Source organism: Metabacillus sp. SLBN-84, from assembly GCF_053629595.1.
On sequence record NZ_JBRJIP010000001.1, the window covers coordinates 688261 to 709056 of the forward strand.

Here is a 20796-nt window from a genome sequence, read left to right on the forward strand (position 1 = left end):
TTTAAATTATGGTATCATTTTAATGATAACGATTTCATAAACCATTAAAGGGGTTAGGAAAAATGAAACTTCTTGAAGCTAAAGATCATTTGGATATGAGCAAACTTGCAACGGATATTATTCTTGAGCAAGTACGTAATAAAAGCAATGCAGTACTTGGACTTGCTACTGGAGGAACAGTTCTAAAAACGTATCAGGAACTCATTTTAAACCACAAAGAGAATGATATTTCTTTTTCCCAGGTAAGAACATTTAACTTGGATGAATATGTCGGATTGTCCAAAAATGATGAAAACAGCTATCATTCGTATATGCAAAAGCACTTATTTAATCAGATAGACATTCAGTCCTCAAATACATTTCTTCCTAATGGAGAAGCAGAGGATTTAGAAAGAGAATGTTTTTCATATGAAGCAATGATTCATCATATGGGAGGCATTGATTTGCAGCTTCTTGGTATTGGTCAAAATGGTCATATAGGATTTAACGAACCTGGAACTTCATTCGATTCAAAGACGCACATTATAGAGCTAGAAGAATCTACGAAGCTGGCAAATTCCCGATACTTCAATTCTCTGGAAGAAGTGCCGACTCATGCTGTTACAATGGGTATATCCACTATTATGCAGAGCAGAAAAATACTTCTCCTTGCTTCTGGTCAGCATAAAGCATCTATTTTACAACAACTTTTCAATTCAGACGTTACACCTGATATACCGGCAACAATTCTAAGAAACCATCCAAATGTCATTATCATTGCAGATCAGGAAGCGTTGTCTAAATTGCATCAATTTAAGGGAAACGTGTACGCTCAATGATTGAAAAGGTTGCTATGCTTCCACTTTACTATCAGCTGCAGCAGACTATTCAGAAGGCTATTCAAGAAAATGAATTAAAACCTGGAGAAATGATACCCTCTGAAAGAGAATATGCTGAAAAGCATAATATAAGCAGGATGACTGTTAGACAAGCGCTGACAAATCTCGTTAAAGAAGGATATTTGTATCGGGAGCAAGGAAAAGGAACATTCGTCTGCCAGAAAAAAATTGAGCATTTTTCTGGTGAACTGTCAGGATTTTCTGAAAGTATGATTTCAAAAGGAATTGAGCCGAGTACCCAAGTCATCAGCTTTTTAGAAGTTAAGGCAAGCATAAAACACGCTGGCAAACTTAAAGTTGATCAAAATAGTCTGCTCTATGAAATAAAGCGTGTAAGATATGCAAATGGTTATCCCATAGGCTATGAGATACTCTATATTCCCAAAAACCTTGTACCTGATCTTACAGAACATGCTGCAGCCACCTCTATTTATGATTATATTGAGAGAAGGGCTGGATATAAGATTCGTCTAGGAAGGGAAATCATTGAAGCATCAATTGCACTACAAGCAGATGCTGATATTTTAAAGATGCAGAAAGGGGAACCTGTTTTGCTAATTGAACGTATAAGTATTCTCAGCTCAAACAAACCTTTTGAAATAGTCCAGTCGGTTTATAGAGCCGACAGATTCAGCTATTCTATTGAAATGAAGCGTAATTGAAATACTAATAGCAGCCTTAACGGCTGCTTAAAGTGTAACTTGCTCACATGTAGTACGGCGGTTATGGGACTATAATCAACTCTCTCAGAGCTCCTAATGAGTTTCTTTCAATTTCAGTTCACCCATTGGAAGAGGCGCATATAACGATAATAAAAGCGCTATCCATCACTCCAAGATTTTGAAGTGGATATAGGTTGTTTTCTTATCGAACCTTTTCGTAAACCTCTACTATCTATAGCTTCCTATAGTTCAATCCAAAGTAAGTGCTGAACTGTTTTTATACAGTTCAGCACTTACATGTTTCATTATAAACATCTTCTTTATTTTGTTGTTTTTACATACAACATCAGAGATGACGTATTTTTATTATGTTATTTGGGGAATTCTTAGTTCCAAGAATTAGTTAGTATATTGTACCCTTTTGACAGTCATGAAAGTAATAGCGAATGAAGTGCCTATTGCAATAGTGATTCCTATTAGGGCATATGGGAAATAAGGTCCGACGTATGCTACTAAACTTACAATACTTGAAAGGATATATCCATAAATTCTAACGCCCATTGTAGCAAAAAATACTGAGGCTACTGCACTGCCAATTGAACAGGCTATAAAGGCTTTTCGATTTTTAATAAGCACTCCGAATAGGGCGGGTTCTGTAATGCCTAGTAGAGCAGAAATGGTTGCCGAGAGAATAATTGATTTTTCTGTTTTACTTTTAGCTTTAAAAAACATCGCAAATGTTGCACCTGCGATAGCCATATTCGTCATAAACATCATAGGCATTAACATGTCGTAACCTTTATCGGCGAAGTTTTGAAGCGCGATTGGAGTTACAGCGTGATGCATACCAAATACAATTTCAATTGGCCTTGCTCCACCCATAACAACCCCTGCTAAAATAGGAGATATATCAAATAATGATTCAATAATGTAAGCTAAACCTTTTCCTACGTAACTGCCTAATGGTCCAGATACGATTAACGCAAAAGGAATCGCGATAAACAAAGTTAAGGTAGGGGTAAATACAGTTTTTAAAATGTCAGGCATATATCTGTCAATCCATTTGTGGATATAACTTAATGCCCAGACAGATAAAATGACTGGAATAACAGCACCAGCGTAGTTAATAACTGGAATTTGCAAACCTATAAAATGAAATTGACTTACCTCGCCTAGTTTAGCAGCATCAATTAAAGATGGATACATAAAACCACCAGCTATAGCAATGGCAAGATATTGATTTGTCTTAAATATCTTGGCTGCAGAAGCAGCTAAGAAGAATGGCAAGAAATAAAAAACTCCACTTGCAATCAAGTCCAATATTATAATTGTTTCACTTTCTTTTGATAAGATATTTAAAGCTATCAGACCGGCCAGAATCCCTTTAAGCATCCCTGCTCCAGCTATTGCAGGAACAATTGGACCAAATACACCGGATACAACATCCAATAAGCGAGAGAAGAGACCTTTTTTCTTATTATCTTGCTCACTTTCCTGCTCGCCGTTGACCTCAAGTTCTTCTATTAAAGCTTTATAATATTGTTGTACGTTTGTACCGATTACTATTTGATATTGATCGTTTTGTAATTGTTCTCCGATAACACCATTCAATTGTTTAACCTTATCATGTTCTATCAAAGAATAATCATTTAAATCAAAGCGTAATCTAGTCATACAATGCCAAACTTTATTTATATTTTCTTTACCCCCAACATATTCTATGATTTTCTGTACACTCTCTTTTTCTTTCATGTTTGAATTATCCCCCTTGCTAGATAGTATTATTTCAAATTTCAGATCCTTCAATATTGCACTTCGATTTGACAGGCTAATAATAGCATAATTATTGCGATGGATGAAAACGCTTAAATCAACCAAAAACATTCAAAAATCCTTATTACATCAATGTTTAGATCTGAATAGTATTAAAAATTGGTATGGTAAATTATCGTATTAGACCTTCTTCTCTTACCAAATTGACGATGGGTTTTCACTGTGTTTTAATCAGATTAATTAATTCACTTCGATTTGACAAAATGCATGAAATTAAAGGGAGAAGGAGAATCACTGTTGGAACCCACACTAATAACAGATATAAAATCATTTGTGACTAACCCACATAGACATAATCTTATTGTGGTTAAAATAGAAACTAATAAAGGTATTATTGGGTATGGTTGTGCAACTTTTCAGCAACGACCTTTAGCGGTTCAAACGATGATTGATGAATATGTAAAACCGCTTTTATTAAATCGTGATGCGAACCATATCGAAGATATATGGCACATGCTGATGGTTAACTCATATTGGAGAAATGGTCCAGTTATCAACAATGCAATTGCTGGGATAGACATGGCTTTATGGGATATTAAAGCGAAGTTAGCTGAAATGCCTCTCTATCAATTATTTGGAGGGAAGTCAAAAAATGCAATTGCGGCATATACACATGCTGATGGATTAACATTAGAGGAACTTTTCAGCAATGTTGATTCTTTAATTGTAAAAGGATACCGCCATATTCGCTGTCAACTTGGGAAATATGGCGGTAAAAATCAAGACATGCATTTAACAAAACAGTTAAGTGAAGGAGAATATGATAATCCAGATGTCTACATTAATGATGTTGTAACTATGTTTAAAGCATTGCGTGAAAAGTATGGTAATTCAATTCATCTGCTTCATGATGTTCATGAAAGACTATTTCCTAATCAAGCGCTTCAATTGGCAAAAGATTTAGAGCCATTTAAGCTATTCTTTTTAGAAGATATTTTACCGCCAGATCAAAATGAATGGTTATCTCAACTAAGGTCTCAATGTACTACACCTATAGCATCAGGTGAATTATTTAATAACCCAACGGAGTGGAGAAATCTAATTGTCAATCGACAAGTTGATTATATTCGCTGTCATGTTTCACAAATCGGAGGAATCACTCCTGCTCTTAAACTAGCTGCACTATGTGAAAACTTTGGAGTTCAAATTGCTTGGCATGGCCCATCTGATATGACTCCTATTGGAGTTGCTGTTAATACACACTTAAATATTCATCTTCATAATGCAGCTATACAAGAGATTCAAGAACCGGATGAAACCACAAAAAAAATGTTTCCAGGCTCAGTAGAAGTAGTGGATGGATATATCTATCCTATCGAAAGAACTGGCATAGGCGTCGAATTTAATGAAGAAATGGCCAAAGAGTATCCAGTCATTTATCGAAAACATGAATGGACTCAAGCACGTCTTCCAAATGGTGCTATTCACACACCCTAGCGAACAAAGCTGTACTCTTACAAATACCCCTGAAGCATTTGGAGCTTCAGGGGTATTTAGTTACAAGTAAACTAATAAAAATATCCTTTATGCTAAAATTAGATAAAGCTAACTAATAAATACTTTCTTGAGGTAATGAATGATGAAAAAACGTGATTTTATTGCGGATGATATTTTAAGTAAGGTTTATCAAAATAAATACAAAGCAGGCGAAAAAATACCCACCGAAAGGGATCTTGCGGAACAATATAATGTATCGCGCTACACAATTCGAGAGGCATTAAAAAAACTGATGAATATTGGATGTATCAAAATCATTCAAGGATCAGGAATCTTTGTAAACGATACAAAATATAAAAGTCCATTAATTTATAATTCATTAACAGAAAAAAAGTTCAAAGATATCCAATCTGACATTATTTATCTGAAAAAAATTAAACCTGATCATACATTAGAAAAAATTTTTGATATCAGCGGACAACCCGCGAAATTATGGGAATATAAACGAGTCAGGATGATAGATTATCAAAAAATGCAAATCGAAACTTCAAGACTACCATGTTCTTATTTTCCAGAACTGAATAGTGAAGAAGTTAAAAAATCAGTTCATGATTATGTGCAACAATGTGGCTATCAAATATCTCACTTTATCACTACTTACAGTGCTGTAAATGTAAGCAAAGAGGATGCTGAACTTCTAAAGTGTAAAAAAGGGGTTGCAGCGATGAAAATCATTAATAGAGGAATTCTTCAAAATGGCAGAGTGTTCGAATATAGTGAAATGCTTAATTTGGATTATTCATGTTCTTACTTTACGCCTTTTAACCCATACAGTCATCAATACAGAAAAAATTAACTCTATATTACTTAATCTTCACTCTAAGTCAAGAAGCGTACTAGCCCTTCTTTTTTGAATGAAATAGATCTTCTTCTCTTAATAGAAGCATGATCAAAGATAATTATTAGTTAAATGGAAGTGCTGGATAGTCGATCATGCTATTCAGTTTTTTTTATCATTGAAGCTTGAAGACACCTTCCAAGTGATAATTTATAGTGAAATCTTTTCTTGTAGAATTTCTAATAAAAGTCGCTCCAAGTCTTTTATTTGTCCCTCGTTCACTTATTTCATTTTTATAGGTATCTATTCTTTTATTTGACTAATTACCATGAAGGGTAAGGCTGAGGCTCAATCCTGCAGCTGCTCTTTTTTAAAATAGGATAAGAAAAGCAATTTCCACAAGGTTAATGGAAATTAAAGAGGAAGGTCGGTTTAACACGCAAAAGTAAGTGATATACATTAGGCCCTTTATTAGAAGGTTTTAAATAAATTGATCTGATCTAGAATGGAGGGTGTAAATTGACTAGAGATTTAAAGGTAAGTGAATCGATAGAAAAGGTTATAGACAATGAGGGATTCTCAGGAGTTGTTTACGTGAAAGATAGCAATGAAGTCTTATTCGAAACAGCATCTGGCTTTTCCAATCGTGCCGAAGAACGGTTGAACACCGTGCATACACGCTTTGGAATTGCTTCAGGCTGTAAAGTGTTCACCGCAGTTGCGATTTGCCAACTCGTTGAAAACGGCATTCTATCTTTTGACATTCGTCTTAAAGATTGTTTGGATGTAGTATTTCCTTATTTCGATGAAAATGTAACTATTCATCACTTATTAACCCACAGTTCTGGCATTCCGGACTATTTTGACGAAGAAATCATGGATAGCTATGAAGATCTCTGGATGAGTACACCTATGTATCAAATGAGAAATTCGGTCAATTTTTTGCCATTGTTCAAAAATGAAAAAATGATGTTCAAACCTGGAGAGAGATTTCATTACAACAATGCTGCATTCATTATCTTAGGACTGATTGTTGAAAAGCACACCGGAACTTCATTTACAGACTACATTGAAATGAATCTATTTGAAAAGTGCGGAATGCACGATTCAGGATACTTTTCATTTGACCGGCTCCCTAAAAATACAGCCATTGGATACGTCGATAACGAAGATGGGACATGGAGAACAAATGCATACTCAATCCCAATTAAAGGTGGTGCTGATGGAGGAGCCTATATCACAGCACCGGATATGATCAAATTTTGGGAAGCATTATTGAATCATCGTTTACTAAGTAAGAAATATACGAAACTACTTACGACTCCACATATTCATGTGGAAGAGGGAGTCGATTATGGGTATGGGATTTGGATCAACAATAAGGATAATACCCCTTTTAAGTATCATGTAATGGGATATGACCCTGGAGTAAGCTTTCACTCAGCCGTTTATCCACAACATGGCATCAGGGTTGCAATTCCTTCAAATGAAAACTCAGGACCTTTTAAAATGATGAAAACGATAGAGGAATACTTTCATATTTAACCGCTGTTTACTGTTAAGGAGTATAAAACGCTTGTATCTTATGTTTTTTTTAATTATCGTTTCTCTTAAGAAGACAGGACGCTATCACTTAAGGACTCGTAATTTTTTATGAGCTTGTTAAATCTGGAGGGGCTTGGGATTTTAAAAAAGTTTTAGGGAAATGTTTGGGGATGTTTATAAAACAGGGGAGTCTATCGGGAATCATCATTACGCACGCTAGGCGCCAAAGGCAGCTATAGTCTGTACAGGTACTTCATCTTCATCTAAAGACCTTACTTCACGTTTTATCTTTCTGCACTGATCAAGCCAAGTTAGGATTAATTATAAATGTTTTTTATGTGACGGCCATATGCCATATGCAAATCAAGCAGTTGGTAAAACAGGACTTTGAACTATTTTCCTTACCCTGTATCGCAATGCAGCGATTGCTTGGTAGTTAAGAAATAAAATTGTTTTTGAAAATAAAAACAACATATACTTGTATGTATACAATAACATACAAGTATATGTTGGGGTGGTGGCACTTTTCCTCTATGTTAAGTTACTCTATCAAAATTAGAGAACCAATTAATTGGAAAATCACTTAGACTTAGAAGAAATGTATTGTTTAACTACCTCGTATACATAATCTTGATTGGCAGCTGCCGTATTTGGGTTGTATTTCCCGCCATTTACTTTATTATTCGATAGAACACGAATACCTAGGAAAGGAACGTCGTAAGATTTAGCGATTTGTGCGGCAGATGCTCCTTCCATCTCTTCCACAGATGTACCAAACTTCGAGTGAAACCATTCAATGCGATCGACTTCGTTATTCCAAACATCTGCCGAACCAATCGTACCCTCAACAATTTTTCCCTTCGTATACATATCCTTCACTTCATGGGCAGCTGCAAGCAGCTCCTTGTCACCCTCGTAGTAACGGGCTTTTTCAGCATTCGGATCTTCTCCTGCACTACCTTCAGAAGCCATTAAATCCATAGGTTTCCATGCTGTTGGATCAATTCCTTGTCCAGCTTCTTTATCTGCTGTTTTTAAAGAACCCAGGTTTACCGTTCTTTTTCCCAGGACGATATCAAAAACATGTAGATTTGGATCATGTCCTCCTGAAGTTCCTTGATTGATGATGGCAATGGGGTTGTATCTTTCAATGGCGATTGCAGTGGCTGCTGCCGTATTCTCCATCCCTTTTCCTGTTTTTACAACGATTACAGGGTACTTGTCGAGCGTCCCTTTATAGAAAACGAAATCTCCGGATTTTTCTTCTTTAACATTTTTCAATCGTTTCGCGAAGTTCTCTGCTTCGATTGGCATTGGCCCTTGTACAATAATTGGGCGTTCTTTTTCTTTTCCAGCTGCTTTCTTTGAATCATTCCAGCCTGCCAGTATAGACGTGAATACGACCGCAAGAATTGCTAAGACAGCATACTTCTTTAATTTTGCGTTTAACATCAGTCAGTCTCCCTTGTTGTTTTATTTACTCGGCCAAATAAAATGGTCCAGAATTCCACGTTCCGGACCTACTGAGCCAAAGTATAAATAATGCAGCAAGAAGAAAATGCTAAATTATCCAGCGCCAAGTGAAAAAATGAGCGACTGATTACTTTAACCCGTAGTCCGGTTCGTTATTGGGAACCAGGTAGAAACACTCAGACCATATTACCGAGTATATACGAGTAATGATAAATATGAATAATACTTTACCAATATAGCAGACTGATTCAAGGGATTCAAGTTAAAAAACGAACATTTTTTTTGTTTGTTTAATTAATATTCGTATTTAACTCCGGAGGAAGGTTATAGGAACTCTGTATACATCGTTTATAAATGATTTAAATATGTGATGTGAAATTGAAAGAGGGGATGAATGGGGAAGATGTAAGTTCAAAGGGGCATAAGACTCATACAGTTGTAAAAGAATTTTCTTAAATGATGATACGCGTGGATTGAGTTTTGCGGACTTTAGAAGCAGAACAAAGAATCAGTCAAGCAATCACCTTGTTACATGGAGTGAAATTTATACATGTTTATTTTGAGTAATATGATCAGAAGCTTCGGAAGGTTCGCCATAGAAGGGGCAACGAGTTGATATTCTTTTTGGGAAGTCGCTGCGAACTAAATATATTGGAAACATATACATTGCAGTTATTGTATAAGATAACCTATACATCAATACATATGTTATCTTATATTGATACGCATATTTTACGAGAAAAGTGAGAGAGGGAGCATGCGTCCGTCGGGAAACTTGAAATTCACTTGTTTTCTTGTATGATATAAATAAAATACTCCCGTATACGGTAATAATGACAACTGCACAAAATATGTGAAACCTTCTATATGCAGGAAATTTAATTGCACTGAATATAGCTGCTGTACTCATTAGTACTGCCAGTGTTACAAGAGTCATTGTATTCCAATTTAAGGGCATAGATATACCGGCCTTTCCATTCATTCATTTAATGGTTGGTTTCAACTTGTCGTTGATTTTATATCAATCATTAGTAGGAAAAGAATGATAAACTTAAAGTTCAGTCAGAAGATCACACTTTTTCATGTCGAACATCCCGCAAATTACAATAACCTGCTTCTTAATTGCATGCTTTTTCCCTCTTTCAATAGCTATAAGGGTACTGACTGACACGCCAAAAGCTTCAGCAAGATAGCCCATTGGAACTCCGTGTTCTTCCCTGATTTTTCTCAAACGTGGTCCTACAATCATCTTTAGTCCTTTCTTATAAAGCAACTATTCCTATCATGTTTTCTATGGGATTTAAACTTTCTTATATTTATAATAATACTCTCAAACGGGGTTTTAGGTCATAAATATCGCTTATAGGTAAAACCTTTTCTTTTAATTAGATTCCAAAATTAAAAAACATACCAATACTGTCTATTAGTATGACATTAACGATTCTCCAACAAATAAAATATACCTATCTGCTGCTTTTTTGATTTTTTTTAAAATCATCGAGATTCTATATTCTCGTATGTTTGAGAAGTGATGGGATAGGCTTGTTATTACTCTTCAGCGAATAAATCTTCTACCCCATGACACCATTTTATGGTATAAGGACATCGTGGGCCTCCTTTACGATGCCTTTTTCCTTGCCACATAAAATCTTCTGCCAAATCATCCAAGAACGATTGCTCCAGCCACACCTACACCTGCAACTGCCGTTTTTCGTTCCCTTTGATTTTCTTTTCTTTATATCCCATTTTGTAGTAGTGCTTATAGATAGTTTCACCTTGTTTGTATTTGCCGGGAACTTTATACTCTTCACCGACTTCACCCGAAGGGCTGCTACTTTAATTTTTTCTATTTCATTATTTGATTCAAAGCCTTCTTTGTACCAGCCTGTTGCCTTTTCGTTAGGCAGTGAGGGATCCTTGTATTTCAGCATCGTAAAGGCAGCTTCATACCCTTGTTTCGTATATTCTTCTTTGAGCTCTGCCTGAGCCTTGTCATAGGACTCTTGATAAGCTTTTATAAATCGCTCATCGACATTAGCTGGTAGGTTGAGTACATCTTTCTTGCAGTTAGAATATCCTTTCTCCTCATATTCCTGACGTTTCACTTTCATCCGTTCGTTTACAGCTTTTGTAAATGCTGCTTTTTTCCTGACTGAGAGAAAAATTTTTGACACTATTATTTTTTGAATCAATACATACCGTTCTCAGTTTAATATGAACTTTTTATGTCGTTCCGTTTTCAATGAGTTCGATAGGAAGTATTAATTCAGAAGACAGGTTGTCTGTCTCACCATTAATTCTTTTGACCAGACGTTCTATTGCTGTCTTTCCAATTTCATATATAGGCTGTTTGATAGTAGATAACTCAGGAAGGAGCTTACTTGTTGTTTCAGTTCCATCGTAGCCAATCACCTTAATATCTTCTGGAATTTGTTTTCCTCGTCTCTTAGCTTCGTTCATGAACATGGCAGCAAGGAGGTCATCACTTGCAAACATTCCATCGACATCCGGATAATCCCAAGACATTTGTCTTACAATGGGGGCAGGATCTTCATTTGCTGAAAATTCATAGATAATAGGATCTCGCATATTCTTAATCATTACATCTTCGTATGCTTTCCTTCTGAGGGCTGCAGGTGTTCTCAAATCTTTAGGACCGTTAATGTGAATAATGGTTTTGCAGCCCTTTTGAATAAGCAATTCAGTCGCTGACTTCCCTCCTTCATAATTATCGGAACCTACCACAGGAATCGTATCTGATAAGTAATGATCAATTGATACGATGGGGAGCTCCTTTTTAGCTGAATTCAGGACTCCGCGATTATAAGTGACCGCTATCACACCATCCACCTGATTGCCAATAAGCATTTCAAGGTATTTTTGTTCTTTATCCATTCTATTTTGGCTATTGCAGAGAAGCAGCTTATAGCCAAGAGATTCACACACATTTTCTATATGAAAGGTTAACTCTCCAAAAAAGGGATTACTAGTGTTTGGAACAATCAACCCAATAATATAGGTTCGTTTATGAAAGAGGGAGCGAGCTAAATCATTTGGAATATATTGAATTTCCTTCATTGCTTTATACACTTTCTCCCTTGTTTGTTCACTTATATAACCACGATTATTTAACACGCGCGAAACAGTTGTTGGAGATACGCCGGCTGCTTTTGCCACGTCTTGAATATTGGGACTCATAAATGTACCTCCTTATCAATTTCATATACATTTTAAAGTAGAATATTGGTTTATTTGTTTTTATCATATCTTAAAATAACTGATTATTTCAAAAAAATTTTGACTTATGAAACCGGTTGACATAAAATTCAGAGAAAGCGATAAATTTTAGGCTATAGAATAGTTAGGAGGACAACTATGACTGGTACAGTGAATTTGCAGCAGGCAGAGGAAGCAATCAACAAAGCAAAAAATGAGGTGAATAACCGCTTTCGGCTAGGATATCATATTATGGCTCCGGCTAACTGGATCAACGACCCAAATGGCTTTGTTCAATTTAAAGGAGCCTTTCATGTTTTCTATCAGCACCATCCATACAGTACAGACTGGGGACCAATGCATTGGGGACATGTAATAAGCAAGGATCTCGTAAACTGGGAGCACCTTCCCATCGCACTTGCTCCTGGAGATTATTGCGATAAAGATGGATGCTTTTCAGGCAGTGCTGTAGATAACGACGGGGAACTTACCCTCATTTATACCGGTCATCATTATGTAGATAAAGACAAAGATGTGTTTTACCAGAATCAAAATATAGCTGTTTCTTCGGATGGTGTTCATTTTGATAAAGTAATAGAAAATCCAGTCATTTCTGCACCTCCTTCAGACAGTTCCCAGCACTTTCGTGATCCCAAGGTGTGGAAACATGAAGATCATTGGTATATGGTTGTCGGCAATTCGTCAAAAGATGAGACCGGAAGAGTCATTTTATACCGTTCTATCAATCTTAGAAACTGGGACTATATCGGTGTTCTTGCAGAGAGTGACGGAACAAACGGATATATGTGGGAATGCCCGGATTTCTTTGAGATCGGAGGTAAATACGTTCTCATGATTTCCCCTCAGGGTATGGATGCACAAGACGACTGTTATAACAATCTGTTTCAAACCGGTTATCTTGTAGGTGATTATTCATACGAGACGAACACATTTAACCATGGTGGTTTTAAAGAGCTTGATCATGGACATGATTTTTATGCCGTTCAAACTCTTAAAGATGACAATGGACGCCGTATTGCCATTGGCTGGATGGATATGTGGGAGTCGAGTATGCCCACCAAAGAAGATGGCTGGTGCGGTGCTCTGACTCTTCCAAGGGAAGTTACTCTAGATGGACAGGATCGCATTAGGATGAATCCTGTTGATGAGCTTGAACTGCTTCGTCTGGACGAAAACACAATATGCCATAAAAAGGTCACTTCCAAAAGTATTGCTGCTGAAACAACTGAAGACTTGCTAGAGATTAAAGCCGTTATAGACCTTGCCTCTTCAAACACTAAGAATATTCAAATGAGAATTTCGTATTCGTGCGGCCAGCATACACTTATTACATATGATGCTGAAAGAGAAAAGCTGATATTATCTGTGGCTGATGGCAAGGGTTTACGAAGTGTCGCTCTTAAGAACAGCGGCCAGCTTTCACTGAGAATATATTTGGACCGCTCTTCTATTGAAATTTTCGCTAATCATGGGGAAGCAACGATGACAAGCAGGATCTACCCGGAAGGTAACCGACGAGAACTTACACTTTTATCAAATGATGAATTCACTGTAAATGAATTCACATACTGGAAGCTTAAGGATATTTGGAAGTGAGAGAGAATCTTTAGAGACAAATATTTAAACAGATTGAGGTGTTAAGGCATGAGAAAAGTATATTGTATCGGCGAAACGCTAATAGACTTTATTTCTCTTGATAAAAACAAAACGTTAAAGAGTTCCGTTGCTTTTGCAAAAGCTGCCGGCGGCGCACCGATGAATGCAGCTATAGCAGTAGCAAAGTATGGAGGGCACTCGGTTATGCTGACCAAAGTAGCAAAAGACTCTTTTGGAGAATTTTTACTGCACGTGATGTCCTCCAATGGAGTCGATATTTCTCATATTGTGAGAACAGACGAAGGAGAAACCGGACTTGCGTTTGTCTCTTTAGGTGAAGATGGTGAACGAACATTTTCCTTTTATCGAAAGAATGCTGCTGATTTGCTTCTCTCGCCAGAAGAAGTGGGAGACATCCCATTTCAGGAAGGAGATTTTCTTCATTTCTGCTCCGTTGATTTAGTAGAAAGTCCAATGAAGCAAACTCATATTGAATTAATAAATAAAGTACGAAATGCTGGTGGTGTTGTATGTTTTGATTTAAACGTCAGGACCGCTCTTTGGCCTGATGAAACAATGTGCCGAAATACAATCCTGCAATTCGTCACTAAAGCTGACATAATCAAAGTATCCAGCGAAGAACTTGAATTTGTTTCTGGGATTACGAATGAGGAAGACGCAATCCGCTCCCTTTTAAACGGGCACGTAAAAGCTGTTGTTTACACAAAAGGCAACGAGGGTGCAGCAATTTACATTAAAGACGAAGGAGTGTATGAACATTCTGGATTCAAAATAACACCGGTAGATACAACAGGAGCAGGAGATGCCTTTATTGGGGGTTTTTTAAGTGAACTTGTGAGGCTAAATACAAATCCTTTAAACCTTACTGAACTTTTGCGTACCCATCATAACAAATTGCTGATTTTTGCTAATGCAAGCGGTGCTTTGGCGGCAACTGTGAAAGGAGCAATTGACTCGACACCAGGAAGAGAAGGTGTAATGGAGTTTATAAGAACAATGCGTGAGCAGTCCCCTAATTATAATTCTTGGTAATGGGATTCATTAGAATTACTGAAAGGAGGCGGATAAGCTTTGCTAACAAGGATTAAAATGTAAGCGTTTAATTTTGGTCTTATACGTAATCGATTACGCGAAAACGATTTCCTTAAAGTTTTATATTAGGAGGCCACATATGAGAAGAATGTTAATTCTGGTACTTTCTTTCTTTCTGGTTTTATCTAGTCTGGAGCTCAGCTTTTCTGACAAACGGGTTCAAGCGGCAGAAACGATTACGAATCCAAGCTTTGAAACTGGCGATCTATCAGGATGGAGCGTCGTAAGCGGTAATGCGTTTAGCACGGCAGATGTTGCTTCCGAAAATGATTATTGGAGTAAGACGCCATTTAATCAGAGTAATCTCTGGCATATTTGGGGAGGTAGAGGTAATGATTCGAAGGTAGGGGTCATGGAATCAGAAACCTTTACTCTGGGCGGAGACGGTAAAATTAATGTCTTAACAGGCGGTAAAAATGATCTTACAAACTTATATGTTGCGCTAGTACGTGAATCAGACGGTCAGGAACTATTGAAAGCAACGGGCAGCGGATCCGAGACATTTGCTAAAGTAGAGTTGAATGCAGCTGCTTATGTAGGAACCGTAGTGAAATTTAAGGTAGTGGATAAGTCCAATTCTGGTCATATAAACGTTGATGATTTCAATGTACCTCCAACGCCTTCTCTTCACGGACATACAGAACCAGCATTATATAACCATGATTTTGAATATACGTCGTTGACACCTAATCAGATCAAAGGCTGGAAAGTGATAAGCGGGGATGCTTTTACTCCCGAGAGTTTAGTAAGGGAAAAACATGCTGGTAAAGGAGATTCGTTTGGCCACAATGGTTCTAAGCATTTATGGAGCTTTAAAGATGGAGGTGACGCACAGACCGGAGAAATCAAATCGGAGAATTTTACTGTTGGAGGAAATGGCGGCATAGATTTTCTGGTTAGCGGAGGAGAAGATCTTGAAAAGCTGTATGTGGCACTTGTAAGAGAATCCGATGGTAAAGAACTTTTCAAAGCTACCGGTGGAAATTCGGAACGGTATCAGCGTGTATTTTGGGATGCGTCTCCGTATGTCGGTCAAGTTGTTTCTATTAGGGTGATAGATAAGGCGACAGGCGAATTTGGCCATATCAATGCAGACGATTTTCATGTCTTAAACTCTAAATTTGGCGGTGGGATTTTTGGACAGTGGAGTTTAAATGAGGGATCGGGAAAAGTAACGAAGGATCAGACAACGGGATTATCCAATCAGATAAATTATCATCTATCTAAGGGTGCTTATCAAACTGCAAAGGATCCATTATGGAGACAAGACGGCATTTCTGGAAGCGCCTTGCTTTTTGACGGGTATTCAACATGGCTTGAACGTTCTCCAAGCGAAACTCCTTCCCCAGATTCTTTCATGACGATTGAAGGCTGGGTTGCACCACGTAACTTTGAACATGGTGACGAAGGGCGTATTTCTGCAATTATCAGTCAGCATAATCGTGAAGAAAAAACCGGATATGTTTTAGGAAATTATAGGCATGGAACATGGGGGCTGCAATTCGGAACAGGAAAAGAATGGCGTGAAGTCATGTCGGACAGTGTTTTACCCCTTAATGAATGGTCATATATCGGTGCCACTTTCGATAGTGTTAAGGGGGAAGTGATTCTTTATTTAAACGGAGAAAAAGTAGCATCTGAAAATTTTCCAATTGGGGAAAAAATCAAAAAAAGCAACGAAAAGCTGATGATTGGAAAAAATAATCAGGGTATGTGGTTATATGGTTTTACTATGAACATGTACAGCGGATTACTCGATGAGCTGAAGTTGCGAAACAACGTTTTAACTCCGGGGGAAATCAAGAATCAGTACAATACTTACTTACAAGCTCTGGGAGGAAATTTGCCCACTCCTGACATGAGAATGGATCGGAGTCTCTTGGCAAACGACAAGCATCGTCCTCAATTCCATCCATCACCGCCAAACCATTGGGGGAATGAGCCGGGTGGACCCATTTATTTTAATGGACAATACCATATGTTTTATCAAAGCAATCCACGCGGACCATTTTGGAACCATATTAGATGGGGACATCTTATAAGTGAGGATATGGTTCGGTGGAGAGATGCAGAGGATCCTATCATTCCGGGACGGCATGATACTGATCCAGATGGCGCCTGGGCGGGGGGAGCTGTAGTGGATGATACAAATACACCAGTGATTTTTTACACAGCCGGTGATGATCGAGATTCACCAAATCAGAGAATTAACATTGCGAGAAGCCAATACCCTAAGGATGGAGACAATGATCTGAACAAATGGGAAAAAAATCAGGGAGTTGTCCTTGAACAGAAGGCTGGAGAGGGAGTTAGAGGGGAGTTTAGGGATCCGTTCGTGTTTAAAGACGGGGATACCTGGTTTATGCTCGTTACGTCCGGTAAAGAGGATTCGGGTGGAAATCCGATTGGCGGAACAGCTCTGGTTTACTCCACTAAAGACCCTAGCTTTAAAGATTGGCAATTTAAAGGAGATCTTTTTGTAGGTGACTCTAATGCCTATCCTTTAACAGGAAGGGTTTGGGAACTCCCTATTCTTCTGCCGCTTGGGAATACAGGAAAATACATTTTTCTGATTAATCCTGCCAAAATGGAAAGAGATGAATTTCAATCAAGATATACATGGTATTGGATTGGAACATGGGATAAGGAAAAAGCAAAATTCACACCGGATACTGTGAAGCCTGAGCTGTTGGATGTTGGGGATCACTTTACTGGACCAGCTGGACTTATTACACCGGATGGTCGGACAGTCATTCATAGTATTACACAGGGCAGGCGAACGGCAATGCAGGATTATGATGCCGGGTTTGCACACAATTACGGTTTGCCAACTGAGGTATTTTTAAAGAGTAACGGCAAGCTGGGAATTAAGCCATTAAATGAATTGGCATCATTAAGAGGAAATCAGCTACTAAATATCAACTCCGATACAACATTTACGGAAGCAAACCAGCAACTTGCCAATGTAAAAGGTGACATGCTTGAAGTCGAGTTAGTGCTTGATCAAGGTTCAGCAAATGAGGCAGGACTCAGCGTTAAGCGATCTCCAGGAGGAGAAGAAGAAACAACCATTTTTTATAAACGCAGCAGCAGGGAGTTTTTTGTTGACAGAACAAAGTCAAGTCTTAATCCAGATGTAGAGAAATGGTACCAAGGAGGCATTGCTGATATCGGAAATGAGGACATTACCCTCAGACTATTTGTCGACCGGTCAGAGATCAATGCTTATCTGAATGAAACGAAGGCACTTACAACAAGGGCATACCCAGAGAGGAATGATTCAACGGGGTTGAGGCTGTGGGCAAATGCCAATTCAGACACAGTAAAGGTAAAATCATTGAAAATCTGGGAGATGAAATCAGCTTACCCTAAAGTCAGTGCAACAGGTGCAGCCTTAAAGCCATCCAGTCTTCAATTAAAAGCAGGTGATACAGAGCAACTTACTCCAGTCATATCACCTTCTAATGCGGCAAATAAAGATGTTATCTGGAAATCCAGTAACCCATCCATTGCAGAAGTTGTAAATGGCAAAGTAAAAGGAAAGGCCGAGGGTGCTGCTACCATCTCAATAAAGACAAGAGATGGGCAATTTTCTGCCAGCAGCACCGTTACGGTCGTGCCTGAACCTGTACATGGTTCTCTAGTAAACCATGACTTTGAAACTGGTGACTTATCAGGGTGGACCATTGAAAGCGGTGATGCCTTCTCTGCGCTGGATGTAACAGCGAGGACTGATTGGGGGTGGGGCGGACCGTTTAATCAACATGAATTTTATCACTTATTTGGCTTGGATGAAGGATCAGACAGCCAGACGGGTATTTTGAGATCTCATTTGTTTAAGCTTGGCGGAAACGGTCAAATTGACTTTCTTTTGTCGGGAGGAAATGACATATATAATCTGTATGTTGCTCTTGTAAGAGCATCCGATGGAAAAGAAGTTTTAAAAGCCACCGGCGGCAATAGAGAAGGATATCAGCGTATCCACTGGGATGCCTCTGAGTATATTGGAAATGAGTTTTATATAAAAGTAGTTGATCGGTCAACAGGAGCCTGGGGTCATATTAATGTTGATGACGTAAACGTTCCGGTGGAGCCGCCTCCTAAAACAAGTATAGCCAATCCAGACTTTGAAACAGGTACACTCGAAGGCTGGACCGTTGTAGGAGATGCATTTAAACCAGCAGATGTCGTTAAGGACGAAGGGTGGAGCTGGGAATGCTGTTTCGAGCAAAACAAGCAATATCACTTATGGGGGTTTAAAGACGGCGGAGATGCACAAACCGGAGAGTTGAAATCTGAAACGTTTACCCTTTCAGGATCCGGTTGGATAGACTTTCTTATTGGAGGAGGGAAAAATATTGATCAGCTCTATGTTGCTTTAGTCCGTTCTTCAGATGATAAAGAACTCATGAAGGCGACAGGAAGAAATGAAGAGAAATACTCCAGGGTATATTGGAATGCTTCCAAATTTGCAGGAGAGCAGGTTTATATAAAAGTTGTGGATCGTGCAGAGGTGGGATTTGGACATCTAAACTTGGATGATTTTAACGTACACAATAAGGAAGAAGATTTATTTACTAAACCCTCTTATACAGAGTCAAGGCCGAAATTTCATTATACATCCGAACGTAATTGGTTGAATGATCCAAACGGTCTTGTGTACTTTGAAGGAGAATACCACATGTTCTATCAGCATAATCCAACGGGAACTTCGTGGGGACCGATGCACTGGGGCCACGCAGTAAGCACGGATTTGGTTAACTGGAAGAGACTACCTATGGCGATAGAGTCCGATAATAATGGCTTTATATGGTCCGGCAGCGTAGTTGTAGATTATAACAATACAGCTGGATATGGCGCGAATACGATGATTGCATTATACACCCAGGAAAAAGGGGGAAATCAGGTTCAAAGCATGGCTGTTAGTAAAAACAAAGGACGCACATGGAAAAAAGTTGATGATAACCCAGTGCTTACTAATGGAGATAACCTTCCTGTTTTCCGGGATCCGAAGGTATTCTGGCATGCCCAGACAAACAAGTGGATCATGCTCCTTGCAGCTGAGAATAGTCAAAGGGAACAATTTGTTAAAATCTATACATCTTCAAACTTAAAGAATTGGACCTTTGCCAGTGACTTTGGAAAAGCAGATGGTTCACATGGCGGTGTTTGGGAGGTTCCAGATTTATTTGAACTTCCAGTAGAAGGGAGCTCAGGTGTCAAGAAGTGGGTTATGGCAGTAAGTTTAAGTGAAGGGATGCCAGCTGGGGGATCAGGAGTGCAATATTTTGTTGGGACATTTGATGGAGTGACATTTAAAAATGAAAATGCCCCTGGTACGATCTTGTATGCTGATTATGGTGCAGATAATTATGCGCCATTAACTTTTAATCATATTCCTGAGTCAGATGGTAGAAGAATTTTAATTGGGTGGATGAATAATTGGAGATATGGCCAAGGAACACCGGCCTCCATCTGGAGGAGCGGAATGACTGTCCCGAGGGAACTAAAACTTGTCAATGTACCAAATCAGGGTATAAGGCTTTCTCAAACTCCTGTTAAAGAACTGAACTCTTTACGCGGGCAGGCTCAGACGTGGTCAAACCAGACCATTCAATCCGGAGGGCCTAACCTTTTGTCTAATGTGAAGGGAACAGCGTTAGAAATGATAGTTGAATTCGATGCAGGAACAGCAACTGCAGAAGAGTTTGGCTTAAAGGTTAGAAAGGGAAAAAACACTTTTACTTCAATTGCTTACAACCATAAATTAAAATCATTAATTGTGGATCGAACCAAATCAGGTGAGACAAGTTTTGCTGAAGGCTTTGGTGCAAAGCACACTGTTTCGATGCAGCCGGTTGAAGGTAAAATACGTCTTCACTTACTGATTGATCAAACTTCTGTAGAGGTTTTTGCCAATGACGGCCAAGTTGTTATGACAGATCAAATCTTTCCATATCCCAACAGTGATGGACTGGAACTTTACTCAACAAATGGAAGTGTTAAAGTAAATAGCCTTACAGTGTATCCAATGAAGGGCGCTTCCTATACAAAATAAAACAGATGCTGACCAGCCCGGTTCCAATCTTATATGTGCTGAGAAGAACCGGGTAAAAAATGATTAATCATTTTTCAGAATTATTTTAAAAATAGATTGACCTAGGACCTAAGTATGGTTTACTAT

13 protein-coding genes and 1 riboswitch are annotated in these 20796 nt (G+C 38.4%); of the genes, 8 read left to right on the forward strand and 5 right to left on the reverse strand.

Annotation, left to right across the window (positions count from 1 at the left end):
• Window positions 1-62: 62 nt before the first annotated feature.
• Both nagB and RKD52_RS03360 read left to right on the forward strand, forming a co-directional pair.
• Window positions 63-818, forward strand: coding sequence for a glucosamine-6-phosphate deaminase (nagB, locus tag RKD52_RS03355; protein ID WP_454098666.1), 756 nt, complete (start codon window positions 63-65; stop codon window positions 816-818).
• Complete coding sequence (locus tag RKD52_RS03360; RefSeq protein WP_454098667.1) at window positions 815-1540, forward strand: GntR family transcriptional regulator; 726 nt, start codon at window positions 815-817, stop codon at window positions 1538-1540. Before nagB ends, RKD52_RS03360 begins: the two co-directional genes overlap by 4 nt.
• Before the next feature lie 399 nt (window positions 1541-1939).
• Here RKD52_RS03360 and RKD52_RS03365 read toward each other — a convergent pair whose 3' ends face one another.
• Entirely contained in the window at window positions 1940-3292 is a 1353-nt protein-coding gene (locus tag RKD52_RS03365) for a PTS transporter subunit EIIC (RefSeq protein WP_454098668.1), read from the reverse strand.
• 318 nt (window positions 3293-3610) lie between these two features.
• On the opposite strand from RKD52_RS03365, the gene RKD52_RS03370 reads away from it, so the two are divergent.
• From RKD52_RS03370 to RKD52_RS03380, 3 genes are all read left to right on the forward strand, one after another.
• Window positions 3611-4810, forward strand: coding sequence for an enolase C-terminal domain-like protein (locus RKD52_RS03370; RefSeq protein ID WP_454098669.1), 1200 nt, complete (start codon window positions 3611-3613; stop codon window positions 4808-4810).
• A 139-nt stretch (window positions 4811-4949) separates the two neighbouring features.
• Complete coding sequence (locus RKD52_RS03375) at window positions 4950-5666, forward strand: GntR family transcriptional regulator (RefSeq protein WP_454098670.1); 717 nt, start codon at window positions 4950-4952, stop codon at window positions 5664-5666.
• A 501-nt stretch (window positions 5667-6167) separates the two neighbouring features.
• On the forward strand, window positions 6168-7193 hold the full coding sequence (locus RKD52_RS03380; RefSeq protein WP_454098671.1) for a serine hydrolase domain-containing protein: 1026 nt from the start codon (window positions 6168-6170) through the stop codon (window positions 7191-7193).
• A 579-nt stretch (window positions 7194-7772) separates the two neighbouring features.
• Here RKD52_RS03380 and RKD52_RS03385 read toward each other — a convergent pair.
• The 4 genes from RKD52_RS03385 to RKD52_RS03400 form a co-directional block, all read right to left on the reverse strand.
• A complete protein-coding gene (locus tag RKD52_RS03385) occupies window positions 7773-8645 on the reverse strand; it encodes a 5'-methylthioadenosine/S-adenosylhomocysteine nucleosidase (RefSeq protein WP_454098672.1) in 873 nt (290 codons plus the stop codon).
• Window positions 8646-8786: 141 nt separating this feature from the next.
• Window positions 8787-8889, reverse strand: a riboswitch (purine riboswitch).
• An 828-nt stretch (window positions 8890-9717) separates the two neighbouring features.
• A complete protein-coding gene (locus RKD52_RS03390) occupies window positions 9718-9915 on the reverse strand; it encodes a helix-turn-helix domain-containing protein (RefSeq protein WP_454098673.1) in 198 nt (65 codons plus the stop codon).
• Between the two features lie 340 nt (window positions 9916-10255).
• Window positions 10256-10858 carry a hypothetical protein gene (locus RKD52_RS03395; RefSeq protein ID WP_454098674.1) on the reverse strand — a complete coding sequence of 201 codons (603 nt, stop codon included), beginning with the start codon at window positions 10856-10858 and terminating at the stop codon, window positions 10256-10258.
• A 31-nt stretch (window positions 10859-10889) separates the two neighbouring features.
• Window positions 10890-11864 carry a LacI family DNA-binding transcriptional regulator gene (locus RKD52_RS03400; protein ID WP_454098675.1) on the reverse strand — a complete coding sequence of 325 codons (975 nt, stop codon included), beginning with the start codon at window positions 11862-11864 and terminating at the stop codon, window positions 10890-10892.
• 177 nt (window positions 11865-12041) lie between these two features.
• Between RKD52_RS03400 and RKD52_RS03405 the strand changes: the two genes are divergently transcribed.
• The 3 genes from RKD52_RS03405 to RKD52_RS03415 all read left to right on the forward strand — a co-directional run bounded on the left by RKD52_RS03405 (window position 12042) and on the right by RKD52_RS03415 (window position 20670).
• A complete protein-coding gene (locus tag RKD52_RS03405) occupies window positions 12042-13499 on the forward strand; it encodes a glycoside hydrolase family 32 protein (RefSeq protein WP_454098676.1) in 1458 nt (485 codons plus the stop codon).
• A gap of 48 nt (window positions 13500-13547) precedes the next feature.
• Window positions 13548-14552: a carbohydrate kinase family protein gene (locus RKD52_RS03410; RefSeq protein WP_454098677.1), complete on the forward strand. Its 1005-nt coding sequence runs from the start codon at window positions 13548-13550 to the stop codon at window positions 14550-14552.
• Between the two features lie 139 nt (window positions 14553-14691).
• Window positions 14692-20670 carry a GH32 C-terminal domain-containing protein gene (locus tag RKD52_RS03415; protein ID WP_454098678.1) on the forward strand — a complete coding sequence of 1993 codons (5979 nt, stop codon included), beginning with the start codon at window positions 14692-14694 and terminating at the stop codon, window positions 20668-20670.
• Window positions 20671-20796 lie beyond the last annotated feature (126 nt).

What these genes read in the sequence shown, in the direction of transcription:
- nagB (WP_454098666.1), top strand. Translation starts at nt 63, where the DNA reads ATGAAACTTCTTGAAGCTAAAGATCATTTGGATATGAGCAAACTTGCA.
- RKD52_RS03360 (WP_454098667.1), top strand. Translation starts at nt 815, where the DNA reads ATGATTGAAAAGGTTGCTATGCTTCCACTTTACTATCAGCTGCAGCAG.
- RKD52_RS03365 (WP_454098668.1), bottom strand. Translation starts at nt 3,292, where the DNA reads ATGAAAGAAAAAGAGAGTGTACAGAAAATCATAGAATATGTTGGGGGT.
- RKD52_RS03375 (WP_454098670.1), top strand. Translation starts at nt 4,950, where the DNA reads ATGATGAAAAAACGTGATTTTATTGCGGATGATATTTTAAGTAAGGTT.
- RKD52_RS03385 (WP_454098672.1), bottom strand. Translation starts at nt 8,645, where the DNA reads ATGTTAAACGCAAAATTAAAGAAGTATGCTGTCTTAGCAATTCTTGCG.
- RKD52_RS03390 (WP_454098673.1), bottom strand. Translation starts at nt 9,915, where the DNA reads ATGATTGTAGGACCACGTTTGAGAAAAATCAGGGAAGAACACGGAGTT.
- RKD52_RS03400 (WP_454098675.1), bottom strand. Translation starts at nt 11,864, where the DNA reads ATGAGTCCCAATATTCAAGACGTGGCAAAAGCAGCCGGCGTATCTCCA.
- RKD52_RS03405 (WP_454098676.1), top strand. Translation starts at nt 12,042, where the DNA reads ATGACTGGTACAGTGAATTTGCAGCAGGCAGAGGAAGCAATCAACAAA.
- RKD52_RS03410 (WP_454098677.1), top strand. Translation starts at nt 13,548, where the DNA reads ATGAGAAAAGTATATTGTATCGGCGAAACGCTAATAGACTTTATTTCT.
- RKD52_RS03415 (WP_454098678.1), top strand. Translation starts at nt 14,692, where the DNA reads ATGAGAAGAATGTTAATTCTGGTACTTTCTTTCTTTCTGGTTTTATCT.